The following is a 20,988-nucleotide window of genomic DNA, read 5'->3' on the forward strand; positions in this document are numbered from 1 at the left end:
ATGGCGATAGTCGGGGTGGGGATCGACCTGGTCTCCATTCCGGACTTCGCCGAGCAGGTGGACCAGCCGGGCACAGTGTTCGCGGAGACGTTCACGCCGGGGGAGCGCCGCGACGCCGCCGACAAGAGTTCGTCGGCGGCGCGGCACCTGGCAGCCCGCTGGGCGGCGAAGGAAGCGGTGATCAAGGCCTGGTCGGGTTCACGGTTCTCCAAGCGTCCGGTGCTGCCCGAGGGCATCCACCGCGACATCGAGGTGGTGACCGACATGTGGGGCAGGCCGAAGGTGCGCCTGAGCGGCGACATCGCCGACCACCTGCGCGAGGCGACCATCCACGTGTCGCTGACCCACGACGGGGACACCGCGGCCGCGGTCGCGATCATCGAAGAGCCGTAGCCCTCGTTTCCGCATGGTCGCCCGGCATCCGGGTACTCGGGCATCGCCCTGTCGCCCGACCGTGAGGACACACTGTGGCCGAAGCCAGCCAACGCGAGCTCGGTGATTCCGACAGCCCCATCGAGGACGCGCTCGAGCACGCCTTCGAGCGGATGGTCGACGAAGGCACCCAGCGCCTGCACCGTGGCTGGCGCGAGGTCCTGGTCACCGGCTTCTTCGGCGGTACCGAGATCGCCGTCGGCGTCCTCGCCTATCTGTCCGTGCTGCATGCCACCGGAAACCCGCTGCTCGCTGGTCTGGCGTTCTCGATCGGTTTCCTGGCGCTGCTGCTCGGCCGCAGCGAGTTGTTCACCGAGGGCTTCCTGGTCCCGGTGACCACGGTCGTCGCCAAACGCGCGCATTTCGGCCAGCTGCTGAAACTCTGGGGCGGCACACTCGTCGCCAACCTCGTGGGCGGCTGGGTCCTCATGTGGCTGATCATGGCGGCGTACCCGAAGCTGCACGAGAAGACGGTCGAGTCGGCGAGCCACTACGTATTCGCCCCGCTGAACCTCGAGTCGGTGGCGTTGGCGCTGCTGGGCGGCATGGTGATCACGTTGATGACGCGCATGCAGCACGGCACCGACGCGGTGATCGGGAAGATCGCCGCCGCGGTCGCCGGGGGCTTCCTGCTGGCCGGCCTGCAGATGTTCCACTCCATCCTGGATTCGCTGCTGATCTTCGGCGCGCTGATCACCGGCCAGGCCGCGTTCGGCTACTGGGACTGGTTGGCCTGGTTCAGCTACACCGCTGTCCTCAACGTCGTCGGCGGGCTGGTCTTGGTGACCCTGCTGCGGTTGTTGCGGAGCAAGGACCGCCTGGAGCAGGAGCGCAACGAAGCCGAAAAGGACTGAGCATTAACCTCGGTGCCATGAGTGACGTCGTGGCGCGGGTGCAGCAGGTCTTACCGTCGGTGCGGTCGGATCTGGAGGATCTCGTCCGCATCGAATCGGTGTGGGCCGATCCCGCGCGCCGCCCCGAGGTGCAGCGCAGCGCGCAGGCCGTCGCAGACCTGTTGAGCGCGGCCGGATTCGACGACGTCCGCATCGTCGCCGAGGGCGGCGCCCCGGCGGTGATCGCGCGGCATCCCGCGCCGCTCGGTGCGCCGACGGTGCTGCTGTACGCCCACCACGATGTCCAGCCCGAAGGCGATCCCGCGCAGTGGTCGTCGCCGCCGTTCGAACCGACCGAACGCGACGGACGGCTCTACGGCCGCGGTACCGCCGATGACAAGGCCGGCATCGCCACCCATCTCGCGGCGTTCCGTGCCCACGGTGGACGACCTCCGGTCGGGGTCACGGTGTTCGTCGAAGGCGAGGAGGAGTCGGGATCCCCGTCGCTGGGCGCCCTGCTCGCCGCGCACAAGGAATTGCTCGCCGCGGACGTCATCGTCATCGCCGACTCGGACAACTGGAGCACCGAGCGGCCCGCGCTCACGGTGTCCCTGCGCGGACTGGCCGACTGCGTCGTCGAGGTGGCGACGCTCGACCACGGCCTGCACTCCGGGCTGTGGGGCGGGGTCGTGCCCGACGCGCTGAGCGTGCTGGTGCGACTGTTGGCGAGCCTGCACGACGATGACGGCAGCGTCGCGGTCGCGGGCCTGCACGAAACCGGCGCGGCCGACGTGGATCGTGGGCCCGACTGGGTGCGCGAGGAGTCCGGAATGCTGGACGGCGTACAGGAGGTCGGTACCGGGTCGGTGGTGCAGCGGCTGTGGGCCAAACCCGCGATCACGGTGATCGGCATCGACACGACGCCGATCGACCGGTCGTCGAACACGTTGATCCCCAAGGCCAGGGCGAAGATCAGCATGCGGGTCGCGCCGGGTGGCGACGCGCGGGCGCATCTCGACGCGCTGACCCGGCACCTCGAAGCGCACGTGCCGTGGGGGGCGCACCTGACCGTCACGCCCGGCGACGTCGGCCAGCCCTACGCGATCGATGCGGGCGGACCGGTGTTCGACGCCGCGCGCGCTGCCTTCGAGCAGGCCTGGGGTGCCGAGCCGGTGGACATGGGGATGGGCGGGTCGATCCCGTTCATCGCCGAGTTCGCCGAGGCGTTCCCGGACGCCGCGATCCTGGTGACCGGCGTCGAGGATCCGGGTACGCAGGCCCACAGCGTCAACGAGAGCCTGCATCTGGGGGTGCTGGAGCGTGCGGCGACCGCGGAGGCGCTGCTGCTGGAGAAGCTGGGCCGGGCTTAATACGGCCTAGACCGAAAGGTCGCGGCGCAGTTTGGCGACGTGACCGGTGGCGCGGACGTTGTACTGCGCCTCGGCGATCTTGCCGTCCTCGTCGACAACGAACGTGGAGCGGATGACGCCCTGCACGGTCTTGCCGTACATCTTCTTCTCGCCGAAGGCGCCCCACGCGGTGAGGACCTCCCTGTCGGGATCGGACAGCAGCGGGAACGTCAGGCCCTCGGCGTCGCGGAACTTGGCGAGCTTGGCCGGCTTGTCGGGGGAGATCCCCACCACGGCGAGTCCGGCGCCGTCGAGTTCGGCGAGGTTGTCGCGGAAGTCACACGCCTGTTTCGTGCAGCCGGGCGTCGAGGCGGCCGGATAGAAGTACACGATCACCTTGCGGCCACCGAAGTCCGACAGGCTGACGGTGTTGCCGTCGGCGTCGGGGAGGCTGAAGCCGGGTGCGGTGTCGCCCACCTCGAGGCGCGGGGTCTGCGGCATGCCTGTGTCGTCCCTTCTTCTCGGCCGGGGTACCGGCTGCTCTAGGGTAGTTGCGAAGGCTTGACCGAACTTGAGGACCCTGTACGGGACTTGGAGGAACTGACGTGGCGGACCGGGATCCCGATTCGATCAAGAAGGACATCGACGCGGCGCGTGATCAGCTGGCGCTGACCGTCGACACCCTGGCCGAACGCGCCAATCCGCGCCGGCTGGCCGATGACGTCAAGGCCCGCCTAATCCAGTTCGTGACCCAGCCCGCGGTTGCCGCCTCGCTGGCCGGCGTGACGCTGGTGGTCGTGGTGATCGCGGTTCGTCGCTCGCGCTGACACACCCTTTCCAACCGCTCTGCCCGGAAACGGCGAAAACCCCGCCGGGGCGGGGTTTTCGGGTGGTGCGCCGTCAGGGTTTCGAACCCCGGACCCGCTGATTAAGAGTCAGCTGCTCTACCAACTGAGCTAACGGCGCGCGCATGAGACGATAACAGGCCACGCGGCGCTGCGTGAAATCGCCGTCCGTGCCGCGTTCGAGTCCGGCGTGCTTGTCGGCGTAGCCCGTAGACTGATTCCAAACTTTCCGTACGAAACCGGCATGCGGTGGATAAGAGGAGAACGAGCAATGTGGCAGGTCCGATCAGCGACCCGTCCGCGCAGTCAACGAACCTGGTGGGCGGGCATGGTGGTGGTTCCCGCAGTCGTGCTGGGGCTCACCTCCTGCTCAACTGAGTCCGCACCGGATGCGCCGCAGGTGATCTCCGACAAGGGGACTCCGTTCGGCGATCTGCTGGTGCCCGAGGTCACCACGACGGTCACCGACGGCGCCGTGGGCGTTTCTGTCGACTCGCCTGTCACGGTCTCCGCCGAGGGCGGTGTCCTCGGGTCCGTGTCGATGGTCGACGAGGACGGCGAGCAGGTCGAGGGCAAGCTCAGCGCAGACGGTCTGAAGTGGGAGACCACCGATCCGCTGGGCTACAACGAGCGCTACACGCTGAGCGCGTCGTCGATGGGTCTGGGCGGGGTGACCAAGCGGCAGATGACGTTCGAGACGCATTCGCCGGCGAACCTGACGATGCCCTACGTCATGCCCAATGAGGGTGAGGTCGTCGGGATCGGGCAGCCGGTGGCCATCCGCTTCGACGAGAGCATCACCAACCGGCTGGCGGCCCAGCAGGCCATCAAGGTGAAGACCGAGCCGCCGGTCGAGGGAGCCTTCTACTGGCTGAGCAACCGCGAGGTCCGTTGGCGACCCGCCGAATACTGGCAGCCCGGCACCAAGGTCTCCGTTGACGTGAACACCTACGGGGTGGACCTGGGCGACGGCCTGTTCGGCCAAGAGAACGTGTCGACGCACTTCACCATCGGCGACTCCGTCGTCGCCACGGCCGACGACTCCACCAAGACGCTGACCGTCCGGCGCAACGGTGAGGTCGTCAAGACCATGCCGATCTCGATGGGCAAGAACAGCACGCCGACCGACAACGGCACCTACATCGTCGGCGACCGGTACTCGCATCTGGTGATGGATTCGTCGACGTACGGCGTTCCGGTGAACTCCCCGAACGGGTACCGCACCGAGGTGGATTGGGCCACCCAGATGTCCTACAGCGGCATCTACGTCCACTCTGCGCCGTGGTCGGTGGGTAGCCAGGGCTACAGCAACGTCAGCCACGGCTGCCTCAACGTGAGCCCGTCGAACGCGAAGTGGTTCTTCGACAACACCAAGCGCGGCGACATCGTCGAGGTCGTCAACACCGTGGGTCCGACACTGTCGGGCGTCGACGGTCTGGGCGACTGGAACATCCCGTGGGAGCAGTGGAAGTCCGGTAACGCCGGCGTCTGACCCCCGTAGACGAGAGAAGCGCCTCACCGCGAAGGTGAGGCGCTTCTTTCGTACTCGGGTGGCTGACGGGACTCGAACCCGCGACAGCCAGGATCACAACCTGGTGCTCTACCAACTGAACTACAGCCACCATTGCCGCGAGTGGTGCATGCGGCGTCGTCGATCTTAACCGCTTGCAGGCTCCGGAGCCGAATCGGTGCCGTCACCGTTGCGCCCGGGCGGTCCGAGCTCGGCCGCGATGGCCGCGATGTCGCTGGTGGCGGGGCCGGGCGGGGCGACGAACGCCGTCCGCCGGTAGTACTTCAGCTCGCGGATGGACTCGTGGATGTCGGCCAGCGCACGATGCGCCAGCCCCTTCTCCGGCTGACCGAAATAGATCCGCGGATACCAGCGCCGGCACAACTCCTTGATCGAGCTGACGTCGATCATCCGGTAGTGCAGGTAGTCGTCGAGTTTGACCATGTCCCGGGCGATGAAGCCGCGGTCGGTGGCGATCGAGTTCCCGGCCAGTGGGGCGGTCTTGGCCTGTTTGACGTGGCCGCGGATGTAGTCGAGCACCATGTCCTCGGCGGTGGCCAGGTCGACCGTCGACGCCCGCACCTCGTTGATCAGCCCCGAGCGGGTGTGCATATCGGTCACCACCGGGACCATGTTGTCCAGCGCTTCGTCCGGCGCGTGGATCACCACGTCCAGACCGTCGCCGAGGATGTTCAGGTCGGCATCGGTGACCAGTACCGCGATCTCGATCAGCCTGTCGTTCTTGAGGTCCAGGCCGGTCATCTCGCAGTCGATCCACACCAATTCTTCGCGCACGGGGCTCAAGCGTATGCGCCCACCGCGATCGCGCACGCCGACGGTGTGGTTTCAGTCGCCGCCGAGTTTCTTGTACACCGCTCCGACGATCGGCGTGACGATCGCGCGCGGCACATAACCGCTGGCCACCGACATGCCCTTGGACGTCACCCCGGGCACCACCCGCATCTTGTTGCGCTCGAGCCCGTCGAGGGACAGCTTGGCGGTGTACTCGGTCGAGATCCAGAGGAAGTCCGGGATCAACCGCTCCACCAGCGACTGCTCGGAGCTGTCGGGCAGCGTCTCGCGCACCGGGCCGGGCGCCAGCAGCGTGACGTGCACACCGTCGTGCTTGAGCTCGCCGCGCAGTGACTCGCTGAAGGTGTTCACGAATGCCTTGGTCGCCGCGTAGGTGGCGTTGTTCGGGATGGGGGAGTTGCCCGCTGCCGAACCCGAGATCAGGATGCCGCCGGACCGGCGGGCCACCATGCCCGGCACCACCGCGAGGACGAGGTCGTGCACGCCGAGCACGTTGAGCTGCACCTGCGCCTTTTCGTCGGCCGGATCCAGCCGGGACACCGGACCGAACGTCGCGGTGCCGGCGTTGGCGCACAGGATCGAGATCTCCCGCGTCGCCAGCTCGTCGCACAGCGCGGTGCGCGCGGTCGGGTCGGCCAGGTCGACGGGCCGCACCTCGACGGTCACGCCGTACCGCTCGGTGAGCCGCTGCGCCAGCGCCTCGAGCACGTCGGCCCGACGGGCGGTGATGATCAGATGGTGGCCGCGCGCTGCCAGTTCGGTGGCCAGCGCCTCGCCGATGTTCTGCGACGCGCCGGTGACGACCGCGCGCGCGTCGGGACGGGGAGCGGGTACGGGCATGGGCGGGAGCATATCGTGAGCAACCGTGCGCCCCGCCTCGCCGCAGGTCCCGCCCGCGCCGACGGCCGGGCGGTGGAGAGTGATCGCCTGGGCCCTGTGGGACTGCGGCTCGACGGGGATGAACGCCGTCGTCGTGACATTCGTGTTCTCGGTGTATCTGACCGGCGCCGTCGGCTCCGATCTCCCGGGAGACACCACCCCGACGAGCTGGCTGGGCCGCGCGATGACCGCCGCCGGCCTGCTGGTCGCGGTGCTCGCACCGGTGACCGGCGTCTGGGTCGAGGCCCCGCGCCGCAGGCGGGCCGTGCTCACCCTTCTGACGGGGGCCACGGTCCTGCTGACGTCGGCGATGAGCCTGATCCGGGACGACCACCGCTATCTGTGGGCGGGGCTGATCCTGATGGCCGTGACGGCGGCCTGCAGCGATCTGGCGAGCGTGCCCTACAACGCGATGCTGCGGCAGCTGTCCACACCGCAGAACTCGGGCCGGATCTCGGGTTTCGGGTGGGCGATGGGCTATTCGGGCACCGTCCTGCTGTTGCTGATCGTCTATCTGGCCCTGATCTCCGGCGATGGCGACACCCGCGGTCTGCTCGGCGTCCCCGCAGCCGACGGTCAGAACGTGCGCGCGGCGATGCTGCTGTCTGCAGCGTGGTTCCTGCTCTTCGCGCTGCCGTTGCTGCTCACGGCTCCCACGCCGGCCGACGACGACCCCGCCGACCGGCCGGCGGGAATCCTGAGCGCCTATCGGAAACTGTGGACCGACATCAAGGGCGAATGGCAGCGCGACCGCAACATCATCTACTACCTGCTGGCCAGCGCGATCTTCCGCGACGGGTTGGCCGGGGTGTTCGCCTTCGGCGCCGTGCTCGGTGTCAGCGTCTACGGCATCTCCGCATCCGACGTGCTGCTGTTCGGGGTGAGCGCGTGCGTCGTCGCCGCCATCGGCGCGGTCGCCGGTGGGCTGCTCGACGATCGGATCGGATCGAAGCGGGTGATCGTCGGATCGCTGATCGCGTTGATTGCGATCGGTCTGGTGATGCTGAGTCTCTCGGGTCCGGGGGCGTTCTGGGCGTGCGGGCTGCTGCTGTGTTTGTTCATCGGGCCGACCCAGTCCGCGGCCCGCACACTCATGCTCCAGATGGCGGCGGAGGGCAAGGAGGGGGTGGCGTTCGGCCTCTACACGACGACCGGTCGGGCGGTGTCGTTCCTCGCCCCTTGGCTGTTCTTCACGTTCATCGACGTGTTCGGTACGGACCGGGCGGGCATGGGTGGTCTGTGTGTGGTGATGACGGCCGGGCTGCTGGCGATGCTTGCGGTCCGCGTACCGCAGCGGGAGAAGCCGGCGTCAGCCGGTGCCGACACAGTAGGTCAGCCCTGAGCCGGTGCTCTGCTCGACCTTGACGCCGTCGATCGCCACCGCGCAGGTGACGTCGCGTCCGACGTTGATGATGCTGATCCGCGCTGCGCTCTTCGCCGGCGACGGCAGCTCGACCTGCTTGCTCCACGGCAGCATGACGTTGAACTCGGTCTGGGGCACCCCGCCGGTGTCGGTGTAGGTGATGTTGATGACCCGGCCCTCGCCGACCACGCTGTATTCCACCGTCTGCGTGGCCCCGGACGGGGCGCCGGTGGTGGGTGCGGTCGGAGACGGCGCCGTCGTGCCCGGCGGCGCCACCGGGGTCGACGTGCGCGACGGGGTGGTCGGGCGCGGCGTCGACGTGCCGGGAAAGAGACCGTCCCGCCCGTCCTGACCATCCTGGCCATCCTGACCGGACTGCCCGGTCTGGCCCGTCGGCGCGGGCGCCAGGACGGTCTCCTGACGCGAGCTGTTGGCGATGACGAGTGCGATCACCAGCGCGACGACAAGCAGCACCACTGCGGCCGCCAGAATCCACAACCACATCGGCGACCGAGGCCCGCCGGGCGGTGGTGGCTGCTCGCCGGGCGGATAGCCCTGTCCGAACCCCTGGTCGTAGCCAGGACCGTAGGCGCCCGTGGCGTACGCGTCGTATCCGTACTGCTGATACGGGTTCATCCGCTCGGTGGGTTGCTGCCCGGTCGGTCGCTGATATCCAGACCCGTACGGTGTCTGGTCCGCATACGCCGGATCGGGCTGACGGGGATACCCGTTGCCGTACGGCGAATTCGGGTCCGCGCCCTCCCGACGTGGTGAATCCGTCATATCCACCTCATGCTGGCAGGGTACCCGCGTACCCCGTCGGGCCACCGTGGTGTCGGGTATTCGGCCGTCACGAATGATCTTGGCGGGGCTGCCCGGCGGCGGCTGACGGCACGATGGACAATCGGACCCGTGATACGTCGGGTGCGCGCGAATTACGGTGCGTCGCTGTCTCCGGACGCGACCGCTTTCGCCCACCTCGTCGACGACGGCGGCTTCCCGTCGGCGGTCCAGCGCTTCCTGCTCGGCTGGCGCGCGAGCTCCTCGCGTGACGTCGAGCTGCCCGTCGAGGGTCCCGTCGTGCGGGTGATGCATTCGGCCGACGGACACTGGCTGGCCTGCCAGGTCGCCCCCGCGGGTAGCGACCGATTCCAGATCTGGGTCGTGACAACCGATCCCGATGACCGCGACGCGCACCGGGTCGACTTCTGGCCCGAAGGTCACCCCGAAGGCAGTGCGGAGCTGATCGGCTGGGACGGCACCCAGGTGGCCGCGATTCTGACCGGTGAGGACGGGGTCGGCACCTCCTGCCTCATCGAACCGGCCGACGGCAGCGCGGTTGTCCTGGACCGCCGCACCGCGGGCCGGCTGGTCGACGCCTGGGCGGGCGCGGCGCTGGTGCGGGTGGGTCCCCGCGGTTACCGGGACCTCATCCTGCTGCGTGGTCTGACCGAGACGGCGCTGCTGCCCTACGACCCCGGGTCGACGACCGACATGGGGTACATCCTCGACGACCACAGCCCCCGGCGGCTGCGGTCGGGCATCATCGGCGACACCTTCGATCTGTATCAGCCGGCCAAGACCTTCGGATTGAACAGCACAGACGGTTACGTGCGGGCGCTGATCCGCAGCGACAACGGCGGCAGCCACGCGCGGCTGCTCGAGGTCACCCAGACCGCCGAGGGCGTGTCCTACCACGTGGTGGCCGAGAAACCCGGCTTCGATCTCGACGAGTTCGTGGTCAGCGATGATCTGTCGACCGTGGCGCTGCTGTGGAACATCAACGGCTGCAGCGAATTACAGATCCTCGAGTACATTGACAACACGCTGTCAGAGCCGATCCCGCTACCGGGTCTCGTCGCCACCGAACTCAGTATCAGCGCGGGCGGGTCCATGGTCGCAATGACGGTGGAGAGTCCGTCGCTGCCGCCGACCGTCGAACTGGTCGACCCCCGGTCGCGGGAATGGCAGCGGGTGGACCGCGAACCCAGCGAGGGTCCGCTCACGGCGGACCCCACGCTCGAAATCATCACCACCAGAGACGGTTTGGAGATCACCGGTTGGCTGTACCGGCCGCCGGCTCCCGTCGAACCCATCGGTGCCATGATCTTCCTGCACGGCGGACCGGAAGGGCAGGCCCGGCCGGGCTACAACGAGTACTACCCGATCCTGCTGGCCGCCGGGATCACGGTGTTCACCCCGAACGTGCGCGGCTCCGGCGGTTTCGGCCGCTCTTTCATGCACGCCGACGACAAGGAACTGCGCTTCGCCGCCATCGACGACGTGGCCGACTGTGTGCAGTTCCTGATCGAACACGAAGCGGTGCCGGCCGATCGCATCGCCTGCTGCGGCTGGTCCTACGGCGGCTATCTGACGCAGGCGGCGTTGGCATTTCACCCCGAATTGTTCGCCGCGGGTATCAGTATCTGCGGGATGAGCGATCTGAGTACCTGGTACCGCAACACGGAGACCTGGATCGCGACCGCGGCCTATCCGAAGTACGGCCACCCGGTCGGCGATCGCGAGCTGCTGGAGCGATTGTCGCCGCTGCTGCGCGCGTCCGCACTCACCGCGCCGCTACTTCTGGTCCACGGCGGTAACGACACCAACGTGCCGCCGAGTGAGTCCCAGCAGATGTACGACGCCCTGCGTGCCCTCGACCGCACCGTCGAGATGCTGATCTTCGACGACGACGGCCACGAGATCGTCAAGCAGGACAACCGCGCCGCCCTGGCGGCGGCCATGTCGGACTGGTTGGTGAAGGCGTTCAGCCAGGCGAGCGTGGTCTGACTTCACCGCGGCCGGCAGAGGTTTGGCGAAAATGACCACCGGGTAAACCGTGCTGCGCGTCACGTTGGCGCAAATGATGGATGGAGGCGCGGCATGAGAGGCCTTATCGGCATAGTTGTCCTCGTCTGGTTGGTGATCGGCGTCGTCGCTGCCTACCAGCGCGGCTACTTCCAACAAGGTGACGCCAATTGCGCCACCGCAGCCAATGTGGCGTTGACGGTGGTGGCGGGTCCGCTGAACTATGCGGGCGTCAACCCGAAGGTGAACTGCGCAGAGGTGCAGATTCCCCAGCCCAGCCAGTAATTGCTGGCGCTTACAGATAACAGGGAGATGGAGTAGACAGTGATTATCCTCGGAATCATCTTGGTGGTGCTGGGATTCGTGCTGGGCATGAACATCCTGACAACCATCGGCGCCGTGCTCATCGTGATCGGAGCGGTGTTCTGGATCCTCGGTGCGACCGGTCGCGCCGTCGGGGGACGCAAAGTCTGGTATTAGCCCTCTAGTCGACCGGCCGAGGCCAGTGCCGCCACTGTCATAGCTCGCAGGACAGTGCGCGAACTGGCCTCGGCCGTTTTGTTGGTACCGGGCCGCACGCTGTGCGGGGTGGAGTTGAGCAACCCGAATACGGCGTGGGCCATCATCCGCGCCTCGGGCTCACCGAGTCCGGTGTGCAACCGGCGCAGGACATCGACCCAGATCTCCACATAGAGTCGCTGCGCGCGGCGCACCTGACGTTTCGCCGGGTCGGGTAGGTGGCTTAGATCGCGGTCCTGGATGCGGATCAGATCCGATTCTCCGAGGGCGAAGTCGAGGTGGAAGTCGATGAGGCCGTCGAGCGCGGCCGCGGCGTCCTCGGCGTCGGCGATCACCGCGCGGGCGCCGGCGAGAAGCCGGGTGCTGATCCCCACGAGCAGTTCGACGAGCAGGGCCTCTTTGTTGGGGAAGTGGCGGTAGATGGCGGGCCCGCTGATGCCGACCGCCGCGCCGATGTCCTCCAACCGCACCGCCAGATAGCCCTTCTCGGCCACCAGACGCTCGGCGGCGTTGATGAGCTGGCTACGGCGATCCGACTTCGCCTGACGGCGGCGGGTGCCCGGCGCCGGAGAAGTCATCGCGGAATCCTCGGTCAGGCGGTGGACAATCTGAGTTAAGCGTGATTAACATACCACGAGTTAGTCATCGTTAACTGAAACGAGGACATCGATGTCACCGCGCGCTTCACACCGCGACGAGCACCTGCCCCTGGTCGCGACGCTGCGCGCGAAACTGGCTACCGCGGCGCTCGGCGGCCCGGCCAGATCCCGCGAGCGGCATGTGAGCCGCGGCAAGCTGCTCCCGCGCGAGCGGGTCGACGGGCTGCTCGATCCAGGCAGCCCGTTCCTGGAGATCTCGCCGTTGGCCGCCGACGGCATGTACGACGACGAGTGTCCGGGCGCGGGGATGATCACCGGCATCGGCCGGGTGTCCGGCCGGGAGTGCATGATCGTCGCGAACGACGCGACGGTGAAGGGCGGCACCTACTACCCGGTCACGGTGAAGAAGCATCTGCGCGCCCAGGAGGTCGCCGGCCAGAACCGGTTGCCGTGCGTGTACCTCGTCGATTCGGGCGGGGCCTTCCTGCCGCGCCAAGACGAGGTGTTCCCGGACCGCGACCACTTCGGCCGCATCTTCTACAACCAGGCGACGCTGAGCGCCCAGGGCATCCCGCAGATCGCCGCGGTCCTCGGATCCTGCACGGCCGGAGGAGCATACGTGCCGGCGATGAGCGACGAGGCCGTGATCGTGCGCAATCAGGGCACGATCTTCCTCGGCGGCCCGCCGCTGGTGAAGGCGGCTACCGGCGAGGTCGTGACGGCCGAGGAACTCGGCGGTGGAGACCTGCACTCCAAGACCTCCGGCGTCACCGACCACCTGGCCCACGACGACCGCGACGCCCTGCGCATCGTGCGCCGCATCGTGGCGACGCTGGGGCCGCGCGAGGCGCCGCCGTGGGATGTGCTGCCCGCGGTCGACCCGGTCGCCGCCCAAACCGAGTTGTACGACGTGGTGCCCGTCGACTCGCGCGTGCCCTACGACGTCCACGAGGTGATCACCCGCATCGTCGACGGTGGAGACTTCGCCGAGTTCAAAGCCGAGTACGGCACCACCCTGGTGACTGGGTTCGCGCGCATCCACGGCCACCCCGTCGGCATCATCGCCAACAACGGGGTGCTGTTCGGCGAATCCGCGGTCAAGGGAGCGCATTTCATCGAGCTGTGCGACAAGCGCAAGACCCCGCTGCTGTTCCTGCAGAACATCGCCGGCTTCATGGTGGGCCGCGACTACGAGGCCGGCGGCATCGCCAAACACGGCGCGAAGATGGTCACCGCGGTCGCGTGTGCCCGGGTGCCGAAGCTGACCGTCGTCATCGGCGGTTCCTACGGCGCGGGCAACTACTCGATGTGTGGGCGCGCGTATTCACCGCGCTTCCTGTGGATGTGGCCGAACGCCAAAATCTCGGTGATGGGCGGTGAGCAGGCCGCGTCGGTGCTGGCGACGGTGCGCGGGGACATGTCGGCCGAGGAGGCCGAGGCGTTCAAGGCGCCCATTCGCGAGCAGTACGAACGTCAGGGCAACGCCTACTATTCGACGGCACGGCTCTGGGACGACGGCGTGATCGACCCCGCTGATACCAGAACCGTTGTGGGGCTGGCTCTTTCCATTGTCGGACAGGCCCCGCTCGAGCCTGTCTCCTACGGCGTCTTCCGGATGTGATCACGTGACTGACAGTTTCACCACCGTGCTGGTCGCCAACCGCGGGGAGATCGCCGTCCGCGTCATCCGCACCCTGCGGTCGATGGGCATCCGGTCCGTCGCGGTCTACAGCGACGCCGACGCGGGCGCCCGCCACGTCACCGAGGCCGACGTCGCCGTGCACATCGGACCGGCGCCGGCGCGGCAGAGCTACCTCGACATCGAGGTGGTGGTCGACGCGGCTCGGCGCACCGGCGCCCAGGCCGTCCACCCCGGATACGGATTCCTCTCGGAGAACGCACGATTCGCCGCGGCGCTGCAGGAGGCGGGCATCGCGTTCATCGGCCCTCCGGTGTCGGCGATCGAAACCATGGGCGACAAGATCACGGCCAAGGCGGCGGTGTCCGCGTTCGGTGTGCCGGTGGTGCCGGGGCTGTCGCGGCCCGGCCTGACCGACGATGACCTCATTGCCGGCGCACCCGAGGTCGGCTTCCCGGTGCTGGTCAAACCATCGGCCGGCGGCGGGGGCAAAGGGATGCGGGTGGTGCACGAGGCCAGTGAGCTGGGTGCTGCCCTCGTTTCCGCGCGCCGCGAGGCGGCGGCCGCCTTCGGCGACGACACGCTGTTCATCGAGCGGTTCGTGCTCAACCCGCGCCACATCGAGGTGCAGGTGCTCGCCGACGGGCACGGCAACGTCATCCATCTCGGCGAGCGCGAGTGCAGCCTGCAGCGCCGCCACCAAAAGGTCATCGAGGAGGCGCCGTCGCCGCTGCTCGACCCCGAGACGCGCGCCCGGATCGGTGCCGCGGCCTGCGACACCGCGCGCAGCGTGGACTATGCGGGCGCCGGAACAGTCGAGTTCATCGTGTCGGCCGACCGGCCCGACGAGTTCTTCTTCATGGAGATGAACACCCGGCTGCAGGTGGAGCATCCGGTGACCGAGATGGTGACCGGCGTCGACCTCGTCGAACAGCAGGTGCGCATCGCCGCCGGGGAACGTCTGTCCATCGCCCAGGACGACGTCCGGATGCGCGGGCATGCCATCGAGGCGCGGGTGTACGCCGAGGACCCGGCCGCCGGGTTCCTGCCGACCGGGGGACCGGTACTCGGCCTCGTCGAGCCCAATCGGTCCGGCGTGCGCGTCGACTCGGGCCTCGCCGCGGGGATGACGGTCGGCAGCGACTACGACCCGATGCTGGCCAAGGTCATCGCCCACGGTGACGATCGCGCCGCCGCCCTGCGGGGTCTGGACCGCGCGTTGGCCGATACGGCGGTGCTCGGCGTCGCGACCAACATCGAGTTCCTTCGTTTCCTGCTCGATGACCCGGACGTGCGGGCCGGCCGACTCGACACCGGACTGCTGGACCGACGCACACCGGAATTCGCGCCGGTGCCTATCGGTGACGATCAGCTCATCGCCGCGGCCGCCTACCAGTGGCTGCGCAGCTGGCCCGCGCCCGGTGCGGATCTGTGGGCGGTGCCGACAGGGTGGCGGATCGGTGAGCCCGCGCCGACCACCCACCGGCTGAGCGCGGGCGTCCGCACCGATCACGTGCACCTGATCGGCACACCGGAGCGTGCGACCGCCGCCGTCGAGGACGGGGAGGCCCGGGTGCTCGTCGCTGCGCTCGACGGTGACCGGCTCGCCGTCGAGATCGGTGGGATACGAACCGAATACGTCGTCGCCGCCTCCGGCCACGAGGTGTGGCTGTCCGGTGGCGGCCGCACCGCACGCGTCGCCGAGGTCCGGGAGGAGCCGGTGCGCGCCGACGACTCGCACGCCGGTGACGCGGAACTGACGAGCCCCATGCCGGGTTCGGTGGTCGCCGTCAGTGCCGACGATGGTGCGACGGTCGCGTCCGGTGACGTCGTCGTCACGGTGGAGGCCATGAAGATGGAACACGCGCTGACCGCACCGGTCGACGGGGTGGTGGAACTGCTCGTCGCCGTCGGCGACCAGGTCAAGGTGGGCCAGCCGCTGGCCCGGATCATTGCAGCAATCGAGGAGTCCGCAGGATGACTGACTTTCTGTCCACCGGCACGTTGCCGGATCACTATGCGCAACTGGCCAAGACGGTGCGTGACTTCGCGCAGTCGGTGGTTGCGCCCGTCGCCGCCAAACACGACGAGGAGCACTCGTTCCCGTACGCAGTGGTGCGCGGGATGGCCGACATGGGGCTGTTCGGGCTGCCGTTCCCCGAGGAGTACGGCGGTATGGGCGGCGACTACTTCGCCCTGTGCCTGGCGCTGGAGGAACTCGGCAAGGTCGACCAGAGCGTCGCGATCACCCTGGAGGCCGGCGTCTCGCTCGGAGCCATGCCGGTGTACCGGTTCGGCAACGAGGCGCAGAAGCAGGAGTGGCTGCCGCTCTTGGCTTCCGGCAAGGCGCTCGGCGCCTTCGGGCTCACCGAGGCGGGCGGCGGCAGCGACGCCGGCGCGACCAGGACGACGGCGCGCCTCGACGACGGCCACTGGGTGATCAACGGCAGCAAGCAGTTCATCACAAACTCAGGCACCGACATCACCAAGCTCGTCACCGTCACCGCGGTCACCGGCGGGCAGGAGCGAAGCGACTCGGGGAGTGGCACTGGCGAGAACAACGGCAAGAAGGAGATCTCGGCGATCCTGGTGCCGGTGCCCACCGAGGGTTTCACCGCCGAACCGGCGTACAACAAGGTCGGCTGGAACGCCTCCGACACCCATCCGCTGAGCTTCGACGATGTGCGGGTGCCGGAGGAGAACCTCCTCGGGGAGCGGGGCCGCGGCTATGCGAACTTCCTGCGGATCCTCGACGAGGGCCGGATCGCGATCGCGGCGCTTTCGGTCGGCGCGGCGCAGGGCTGCGTGGACGAGAGCGTCAAGTACGCCAAGGAGCGGGAGGCGTTCGGCCGCAGCATCGGAAGCAACCAGGCGATCGCCTTCAAGATCGCCCGCATGGAGACCCGGGCACACGTCGCCCGCACTGCGTACTACGACGCCGCGGCGCTGATGCTGTCCGGTAAGCCGTTCAAGAAGGAGGCGTCGATCGCCAAGCTGGTCGCCAGTGAGGCGGCGATGGACAACGCACGCGACGCCACGCAGATCTTCGGCGGCTACGGCTTCATGAACGAGTACAGCGTGGCCCGGCACTACCGCGACAGCAAGATCCTCGAGATCGGCGAGGGGACAACGGAAGTGCAGCTGATGCTGATCGCGCGGCAGGCCGGCCTGTGACGGGGGATGCGGGGTCGAAGAGGATCGTCGTCCAGCGTGGCCTGTGGTACGAGGAGTTCGAGACCGGGGTGCTCTACCAGCACCGGCCCGGCCGCACCATCACCGAGGCCGACAACGTGCTGTTCACCACGCTGACCATGAATACGCAGGCGCTGCACCTGGATGCGGCGTTCTCCGACGCGCTGCCGCCGTTCAACCAGCGGCTGGTGAACTCGATGTTCACGCTGTCCACGCTCGTCGGATTGTCGGTGACGCAGCTGACGCAGGGCACGATCGTCGGGAATCTCGGCTTCAGTGACGTCGCCTTCCCCAAGCCGCTGTTCCACGGCGACACGCTGTACGCCGAGAGCGAGGTGCTGGAGAAGCGGGAGTCCAAGAGCCGGCCGGGGGAGGGGATCGTCACCATCGCCCACACCGGACGCAACCAGCACGGTGACATCGTGGCCACCGCGTCGCGAAAGACGATGGTGCGCAAGCGTCCTGCGGAGGAGTCATGACACTGGGCGCGAATGGACCCGGCTGGCTCTTCTGCCCGGCCGACCGCCCGGAACGGTTCGAGAAGGCCGCTGCGGCAGCCGATGTGGTGATCCTCGATCTCGAGGACGGCGTGGCGGCCAAGGACCGGGAGGCCGCCCGCGCGGCGGTCCTCGAGACGCGACTCGACCCGTCCCGCACGGTGATCCGCGTGAATCCGGTCGGTACCCCTGATCACGAACCCGACCTCGAGGCGGTACGGCAGACCGAGTACACGACGGTGATGCTGGCCAAAACGGATTCGCCAGAGCAGGTCGCCTCGCTGGCCCCACTCGAGGTGGTGGTGCTGATAGAGACACCGATCGGAGCGCTCAACGTCGTCGAGTCGACCCGCGTCGACAATGCGGTCGCGGTGATGTGGGGGGCGGAGGATCTGTTCGCGGCCACCGGTGGCACCAACAACCGGTGGCCGGACGACTCGTACCGGGACGTCGCGAAACACGTTCGCTCGCAGACGCTTCTGGCCGCCAAGGCGTATGGGCGGCTTGCGCTGGACTCGGTGTACCTGGACATCAGGAACCTCGACGGGCTGCGGGCGGAGGTGGACGACGCCGTGGCGGTCGGGTTCGACGCCAAGGTGGCCATCCATCCCACGCAGGTCGCCGTCATCCGCGAGGGGTACGCGCCGACGGCAGAACAGGCCGACTGGGCGCGTCGGGTGCTGGCGGCCGCGCGGGATCAGCGCGGGGTGTTCCAGTTCGAGGGGCTCATGGTCGACATGCCGGTGTTGCGGCGGGCCGAGCGGATCGTCGCGCTGACGCCTGGCGGCTGAGCTACAGCTTGCGAAGCAGCGCCACCGCCCGCACCCCACCGTCGACCGACAACAGGATATGCACGTCCTGAACGGGCGAGTCGCCGCTGCGCAGCCACTCGATGGTCACCTGCTCGCCGTACCTGATGGGCCTGCGGTATTCGATGACAGCCCGGTAGGGCGGCACGCAGACCTCGGGTACGAGGGCCATCACCTCGTGGATGGCGTGCCAGTAGGCGGTGTTCGTGACGTGCTCGAACAGGTCGATGTCGGTGCGGCGCAAAGCGAATGGACGTGTCTGCCCGGCGACGGTCGGATCGTCGAGCCAGGGCCGCCACTTCAGCCGATGCTCGGACGTGGTGGTGGAGAAGCGTTCGATCAGCGAGTCCGTCGCACGCTGAGGTGTCAACGTCTTGGCGTTGATTGCGATCCAGAACCCCTCGGTCTCGATGCGGCCGCCGTCACTGCCGACGAGGTCGACGCGCATCGTGCACCAGCGTGTCGACAGCGCCGAACACCACCGGCTGAAGGCCACCTCGTTGGGGAATTCGATGGGTGAGACGACATCGATGACGGTGCGCTGCACGAGCCAGTGCGGGTGTGCCTCGGCTTCCCCTGCGTCGACGAGGTTCTCGGCGCCGACCTCCTGGATGTAACGCGCCACGCCGTCGAGCCGCAGCGTCAGGTCGCTGCCGATGTCACCGGTCGCGACCCGCCATGCCGTGCGATACACGTAGCCGGTATCGGGCAGCCGAGCCAGCCGACGGTCGACGGCGTCCGTGTCCATCGGCTACTTGCGTTTCGCGGCGGCCAGGCGACGGGCGAATTCCGGCGACTCGATGGATTGCGCCTGCGGCCCGAGCTCGGTGTCGACCGCGATGCGATGCTGGTCGATGTCGATCGCGCCCGGGTTGGCTGTCGCCCGCATCGACTCCTTCGTGGCCAGCACGACCTCGCGTGGCGCCGCCGCGGGTCCGGCGGCGAGTTCCCGCGCAGTAGCGACCGGATCGTCGGCGATCTGCAGCGCGAGTCCGTGTCGCACAGCTGATTCCGCGTCGAATCGCTTACCGAACAGCAGTGCCGCTCGCGCCACCTCTGGGCCGACCGCGCGCTGCAGCATCCATGTCGCGCCGCCGCCGGGATGGATACCCAGTTTTTGGAATCGGGGATCGAACAGGGCGTGCGGGCCGGCGATCCGTACATCGGCGGCCAGGGCCAGGTTGAGGCCGGCGCCGACCGCGGCGCCGTTCACCGCGGCGATCGTCGGCAGTGTGCAGTGCGCGACGGCCAGGAACCCGTCGTAGATCCGCCGCAGCCCGTCAGCGGTCGCCTCGCCCAGGGCAGTCAGATCGGCTCCGGCGCAGAACGCCTTACCCGCGCCGGTGACGATCACCGCGTGCACGTCGGGGTCGGCCTCCGCCCCCTCGACCGCCGCCCGCAATGCAGCAGACATCTCGAAGGTGACCGCGTTGCGACGGTCGGGGTCATTGACGGTGATCAGAGCGACGTGTTCGTCGACCTGCACCAGAACCGAATCAGACACGCGGCCCAGCCTAGTCAGGCTCGTCGTCGTCGCCGTCCTCGGTTTCGAGGTAGCGCTGGGGGTGGTGGTAGTGGTTGATGCGGGTTTGTCCGGTGTCGAGTTTGGGTGGTGGGGTCCATTCGGTGTGGCCGTTGCGGCGGCGGGTGGTCCAACCCGTGTCCTCGAGCGTTGCGTGGTCGGGGGTGCAGGCCAGGGTGAGTTCGTCGATGTTGGTCTTTCCGCCTGCGGCCCAGGGCTTGACGCCGTGGTGGGCTTGGCAGTCGAAGGCGGCTTTGGTGCAGCCGGGTCGGGTGCAGCCGATGTCGCGGGCGAACAGGGCCAGTCGTTGGGCGGTGGTGGCGCAGCGTTTCGCCCTACCCAAGTAGAGGACTTCTTTGTGGTGGTTGTCGAAGACGGCGAGGTAGTGGCGGGCATGGCCGGCCATCTGGATGAGGTCGCGGATCGGGAGGCGGGTGCCGCCGGCGGTGGCGGCGTAGCCGGTTGCCTTCTCGAGCGCGTCGAGGGTGGTGGTGGCCACGATGGTGGCGGGCAGGCCGTTGACCGTGCCGCCCTGCCCGGCGGCGACAGCGTCGCGCAGGGTGGTGGTGAGGGCGTCGTGGTGGCGTTGGCCTTCGGTGCGGGTGTCGGCCAGGCCGTTCGCGTCGGTGCTGGGGCCACCGTGGGTGGCGATGGTGACGTCGAGCAGGGCGGCGGTTTCGGGGTCGAGTAGCCCGTGGATGGGGGTCATGCCGTCACGCTGCTGCTTGCCTTTACGCAGATACCTCTTGCGCTGCTGCAGCTCTTCGTTGGGTTCGGCCCCGTCGGGATCGATCAGCGCGTAGAGCTGGTCGGCGGCTTTACCGAGTTGTTCGGCGTCCAACCCCACGGCGACGCGGGCGAGGGTCTGCTCGGCCTCGGCGCGGGCGACCGCGTCGACCCAGCCGGGCAGGGAGTCGAGAAATTTCTGGATCACGCCCACGTGCGCAGCACCGATGTCTCCGCCGGCCAGGGCTGCGGCGGTGTGTTCCAGTTCCGGCGTCAATGGCTCGCCAGTGAGTGTCCGCCGCGGACCGAGTTGGGCGGCGTCGCGCAACCGGTTCCCGGCGTCCTTCTCCGTCAGATGCAGCCGGGTGGCGACGACTTTGCGCAGCGAGCGTTCCCCGAACATCCGCGGGTCGGCGTCGTCGGCGAAGGCCGCGAGCACGGTGTGGCTCAGCGCCAAATCGTGGCGCTGTGACCGTTCGAGGCGTTCGACCAGCGCGAGTCGTTCGGTGGTGGTCAGTGATTCGTAGGGGAAGGCGGCCAGCTCGGCGCGAGCGGCGTCCCACCGCCCGAGCGCCGACTGCAGAGCTTCCCTGTCCATGATTCGAACACTAGTGCGAACCACCGACACTTCGGGTCGACGGTGGGCGACCGCC

The 20,988-nt window shown here is 68.3% G+C and carries 22 protein-coding genes and 2 tRNA genes; 14 read left to right on the forward strand and 10 right to left on the reverse strand.

Features of this window, described 5'->3' with window-relative positions:
- From A5757_RS20810 to A5757_RS20820, 3 genes are all read left to right on the forward strand, one after another.
- Positions 1–393 (forward strand): holo-ACP synthase, encoded by a 393-nt coding sequence (locus tag A5757_RS20810; protein ID WP_066838104.1) that lies wholly within the window; start codon positions 1–3, stop codon positions 391–393.
- Positions 394–467: 74 nt separating this feature from the next.
- On the forward strand, positions 468–1,286 hold the full coding sequence (locus A5757_RS20815) for a formate/nitrite transporter family protein (protein WP_066838105.1): 819 nt from the start codon (positions 468–470) through the stop codon (positions 1,284–1,286).
- A 17-nt stretch (positions 1,287–1,303) separates the two neighbouring features.
- A complete protein-coding gene (locus tag A5757_RS20820) occupies positions 1,304–2,635 on the forward strand; it encodes a dipeptidase (RefSeq protein ID WP_066838108.1) in 1,332 nt (443 codons plus the stop codon).
- A gap of 6 nt (positions 2,636–2,641) precedes the next feature.
- Here the strand turns inward: A5757_RS20820 and bcp are convergent, their stop codons facing one another.
- Entirely contained in the window at positions 2,642–3,115 is a 474-nt protein-coding gene (gene bcp / locus A5757_RS20825) for a thioredoxin-dependent thiol peroxidase (RefSeq protein ID WP_066838124.1), read from the reverse strand.
- A 104-nt stretch (positions 3,116–3,219) separates the two neighbouring features.
- Here bcp and A5757_RS20830 point away from each other — a divergent pair, with 104 nt between their 5' ends.
- The gene (locus A5757_RS20830; RefSeq protein ID WP_066838127.1) at positions 3,220–3,441 is read left to right on the forward strand and encodes a DUF3618 domain-containing protein; all 222 of its coding nucleotides are present in this window, start codon (positions 3,220–3,222) and stop codon (positions 3,439–3,441) included.
- A 63-nt stretch (positions 3,442–3,504) separates the two neighbouring features.
- Here the strand turns inward: A5757_RS20830 and A5757_RS20835 are convergent.
- Positions 3,505–3,580, reverse strand: a tRNA-Lys gene (locus A5757_RS20835).
- Positions 3,581–3,730: 150 nt separating this feature from the next.
- Between A5757_RS20835 and A5757_RS20840 the strand changes: the two genes are divergently transcribed.
- Complete coding sequence (locus tag A5757_RS20840; protein WP_066838130.1) at positions 3,731–4,951, forward strand: Ig-like domain-containing protein; 1,221 nt, start codon at positions 3,731–3,733, stop codon at positions 4,949–4,951.
- Between the two features lie 57 nt (positions 4,952–5,008).
- Here A5757_RS20840 and A5757_RS20845 read toward each other — a convergent pair.
- From A5757_RS20845 to cmrA, 3 genes are all read right to left on the reverse strand, one after another.
- Positions 5,009–5,081, reverse strand: a tRNA-His gene (locus A5757_RS20845).
- A 35-nt stretch (positions 5,082–5,116) separates the two neighbouring features.
- On the reverse strand, positions 5,117–5,764 hold the full coding sequence (gene orn, locus A5757_RS20850; protein ID WP_066838134.1) for an oligoribonuclease: 648 nt from the start codon (positions 5,762–5,764) through the stop codon (positions 5,117–5,119).
- 51 nt (positions 5,765–5,815) lie between these two features.
- Positions 5,816–6,622, reverse strand: a complete 807-nt coding sequence (gene cmrA / locus A5757_RS20855) for a mycolate reductase (RefSeq protein ID WP_066838137.1) — start codon at positions 6,620–6,622, stop codon at positions 5,816–5,818.
- 25 nt (positions 6,623–6,647) lie between these two features.
- On the opposite strand from cmrA, the gene A5757_RS20860 reads away from it, so the two are divergent.
- Positions 6,648–8,003 (forward strand): MFS transporter, encoded by a 1,356-nt coding sequence (locus tag A5757_RS20860; RefSeq protein ID WP_066838139.1) that lies wholly within the window; start codon positions 6,648–6,650, stop codon positions 8,001–8,003.
- Here A5757_RS20860 and A5757_RS20865 read toward each other — a convergent pair.
- Positions 7,971–8,807, reverse strand: coding sequence for an MmpS family transport accessory protein (locus tag A5757_RS20865; protein ID WP_066838719.1), 837 nt, complete (start codon positions 8,805–8,807; stop codon positions 7,971–7,973). The genes A5757_RS20860 and A5757_RS20865 overlap by 33 nt on opposite strands.
- A 129-nt stretch (positions 8,808–8,936) precedes the next feature.
- Between A5757_RS20865 and A5757_RS20870 the strand changes: the two genes are divergently transcribed.
- The 3 genes from A5757_RS20870 to A5757_RS23495 all read left to right on the forward strand — a co-directional run bounded on the left by A5757_RS20870 (position 8,937) and on the right by A5757_RS23495 (position 11,312).
- Positions 8,937–10,814 carry a S9 family peptidase gene (locus tag A5757_RS20870; protein ID WP_231984068.1) on the forward strand — a complete coding sequence of 626 codons (1,878 nt, stop codon included), beginning with the start codon at positions 8,937–8,939 and terminating at the stop codon, positions 10,812–10,814.
- Between the two features lie 93 nt (positions 10,815–10,907).
- Positions 10,908–11,117, forward strand: a complete 210-nt coding sequence (locus A5757_RS20875) for a hypothetical protein (protein WP_066838142.1) — start codon at positions 10,908–10,910, stop codon at positions 11,115–11,117.
- A 39-nt stretch (positions 11,118–11,156) separates the two neighbouring features.
- A complete protein-coding gene (locus A5757_RS23495; protein WP_011768318.1) occupies positions 11,157–11,312 on the forward strand; it encodes a DUF6131 family protein in 156 nt (51 codons plus the stop codon).
- On the opposite strand, the gene A5757_RS20880 is transcribed toward A5757_RS23495, so the two are convergent.
- Entirely contained in the window at positions 11,309–11,929 is a 621-nt protein-coding gene (locus tag A5757_RS20880) for a TetR/AcrR family transcriptional regulator (RefSeq protein WP_066838145.1), read from the reverse strand. The two genes, A5757_RS23495 and A5757_RS20880, sit on opposite strands and share 4 nt — an antisense overlap.
- A 91-nt stretch (positions 11,930–12,020) precedes the next feature.
- Here A5757_RS20880 and A5757_RS20885 point away from each other — a divergent pair, with 91 nt between their 5' ends.
- Genes A5757_RS20885 through A5757_RS20905 form a run of 5 tightly spaced genes read left to right on the forward strand, consistent with a single transcriptional unit; the run spans position 12,021 to position 18,069 of the window.
- Positions 12,021–13,571: a carboxyl transferase domain-containing protein gene (locus A5757_RS20885; RefSeq protein ID WP_066838148.1), complete on the forward strand. Its 1,551-nt coding sequence runs from the start codon at positions 12,021–12,023 to the stop codon at positions 13,569–13,571.
- A 4-nt stretch (positions 13,572–13,575) separates the two neighbouring features.
- Positions 13,576–15,570: an acetyl/propionyl/methylcrotonyl-CoA carboxylase subunit alpha gene (locus A5757_RS20890; RefSeq protein ID WP_066838150.1), complete on the forward strand. Its 1,995-nt coding sequence runs from the start codon at positions 13,576–13,578 to the stop codon at positions 15,568–15,570.
- Positions 15,567–16,763: an acyl-CoA dehydrogenase family protein gene (locus A5757_RS20895; RefSeq protein WP_066838152.1), complete on the forward strand. Its 1,197-nt coding sequence runs from the start codon at positions 15,567–15,569 to the stop codon at positions 16,761–16,763. The genes A5757_RS20890 and A5757_RS20895 overlap by 4 nt, the downstream gene beginning before the upstream one ends.
- Positions 16,760–17,260, forward strand: a complete 501-nt coding sequence (locus tag A5757_RS20900; protein ID WP_066838154.1) for a MaoC family dehydratase — start codon at positions 16,760–16,762, stop codon at positions 17,258–17,260. The genes A5757_RS20895 and A5757_RS20900 overlap by 4 nt, the downstream gene beginning before the upstream one ends.
- On the forward strand, positions 17,257–18,069 hold the full coding sequence (locus tag A5757_RS20905) for a CoA ester lyase (RefSeq protein WP_066838158.1): 813 nt from the start codon (positions 17,257–17,259) through the stop codon (positions 18,067–18,069). Before A5757_RS20900 ends, A5757_RS20905 begins: the two co-directional genes overlap by 4 nt.
- 1 nt (position 18,070) lies before the next feature.
- Here A5757_RS20905 and A5757_RS20910 read toward each other — a convergent pair whose 3' ends face one another.
- Genes A5757_RS20910 through A5757_RS20920 form a run of 3 tightly spaced genes read right to left on the reverse strand, consistent with a single transcriptional unit; the run spans position 18,071 to position 20,933 of the window.
- A complete protein-coding gene (locus A5757_RS20910) occupies positions 18,071–18,835 on the reverse strand; it encodes an acyl-[acyl-carrier-protein] thioesterase (RefSeq protein ID WP_066838161.1) in 765 nt (254 codons plus the stop codon).
- Between the two features lie 3 nt (positions 18,836–18,838).
- Positions 18,839–19,591 (reverse strand): enoyl-CoA hydratase, encoded by a 753-nt coding sequence (locus A5757_RS20915; protein WP_066838164.1) that lies wholly within the window; start codon positions 19,589–19,591, stop codon positions 18,839–18,841.
- 10 nt (positions 19,592–19,601) lie between these two features.
- Positions 19,602–20,933: an HNH endonuclease signature motif containing protein gene (locus A5757_RS20920; RefSeq protein ID WP_066838167.1), complete on the reverse strand. Its 1,332-nt coding sequence runs from the start codon at positions 20,931–20,933 to the stop codon at positions 19,602–19,604.
- Between the last annotated feature and the right edge of the window lie 55 nt (positions 20,934–20,988).

Source organism: Mycobacterium sp. 852013-51886_SCH5428379 (genome assembly GCF_001665575.1).
GTDB lineage: Bacteria > Actinomycetota > Actinomycetes > Mycobacteriales > Mycobacteriaceae > Mycobacterium.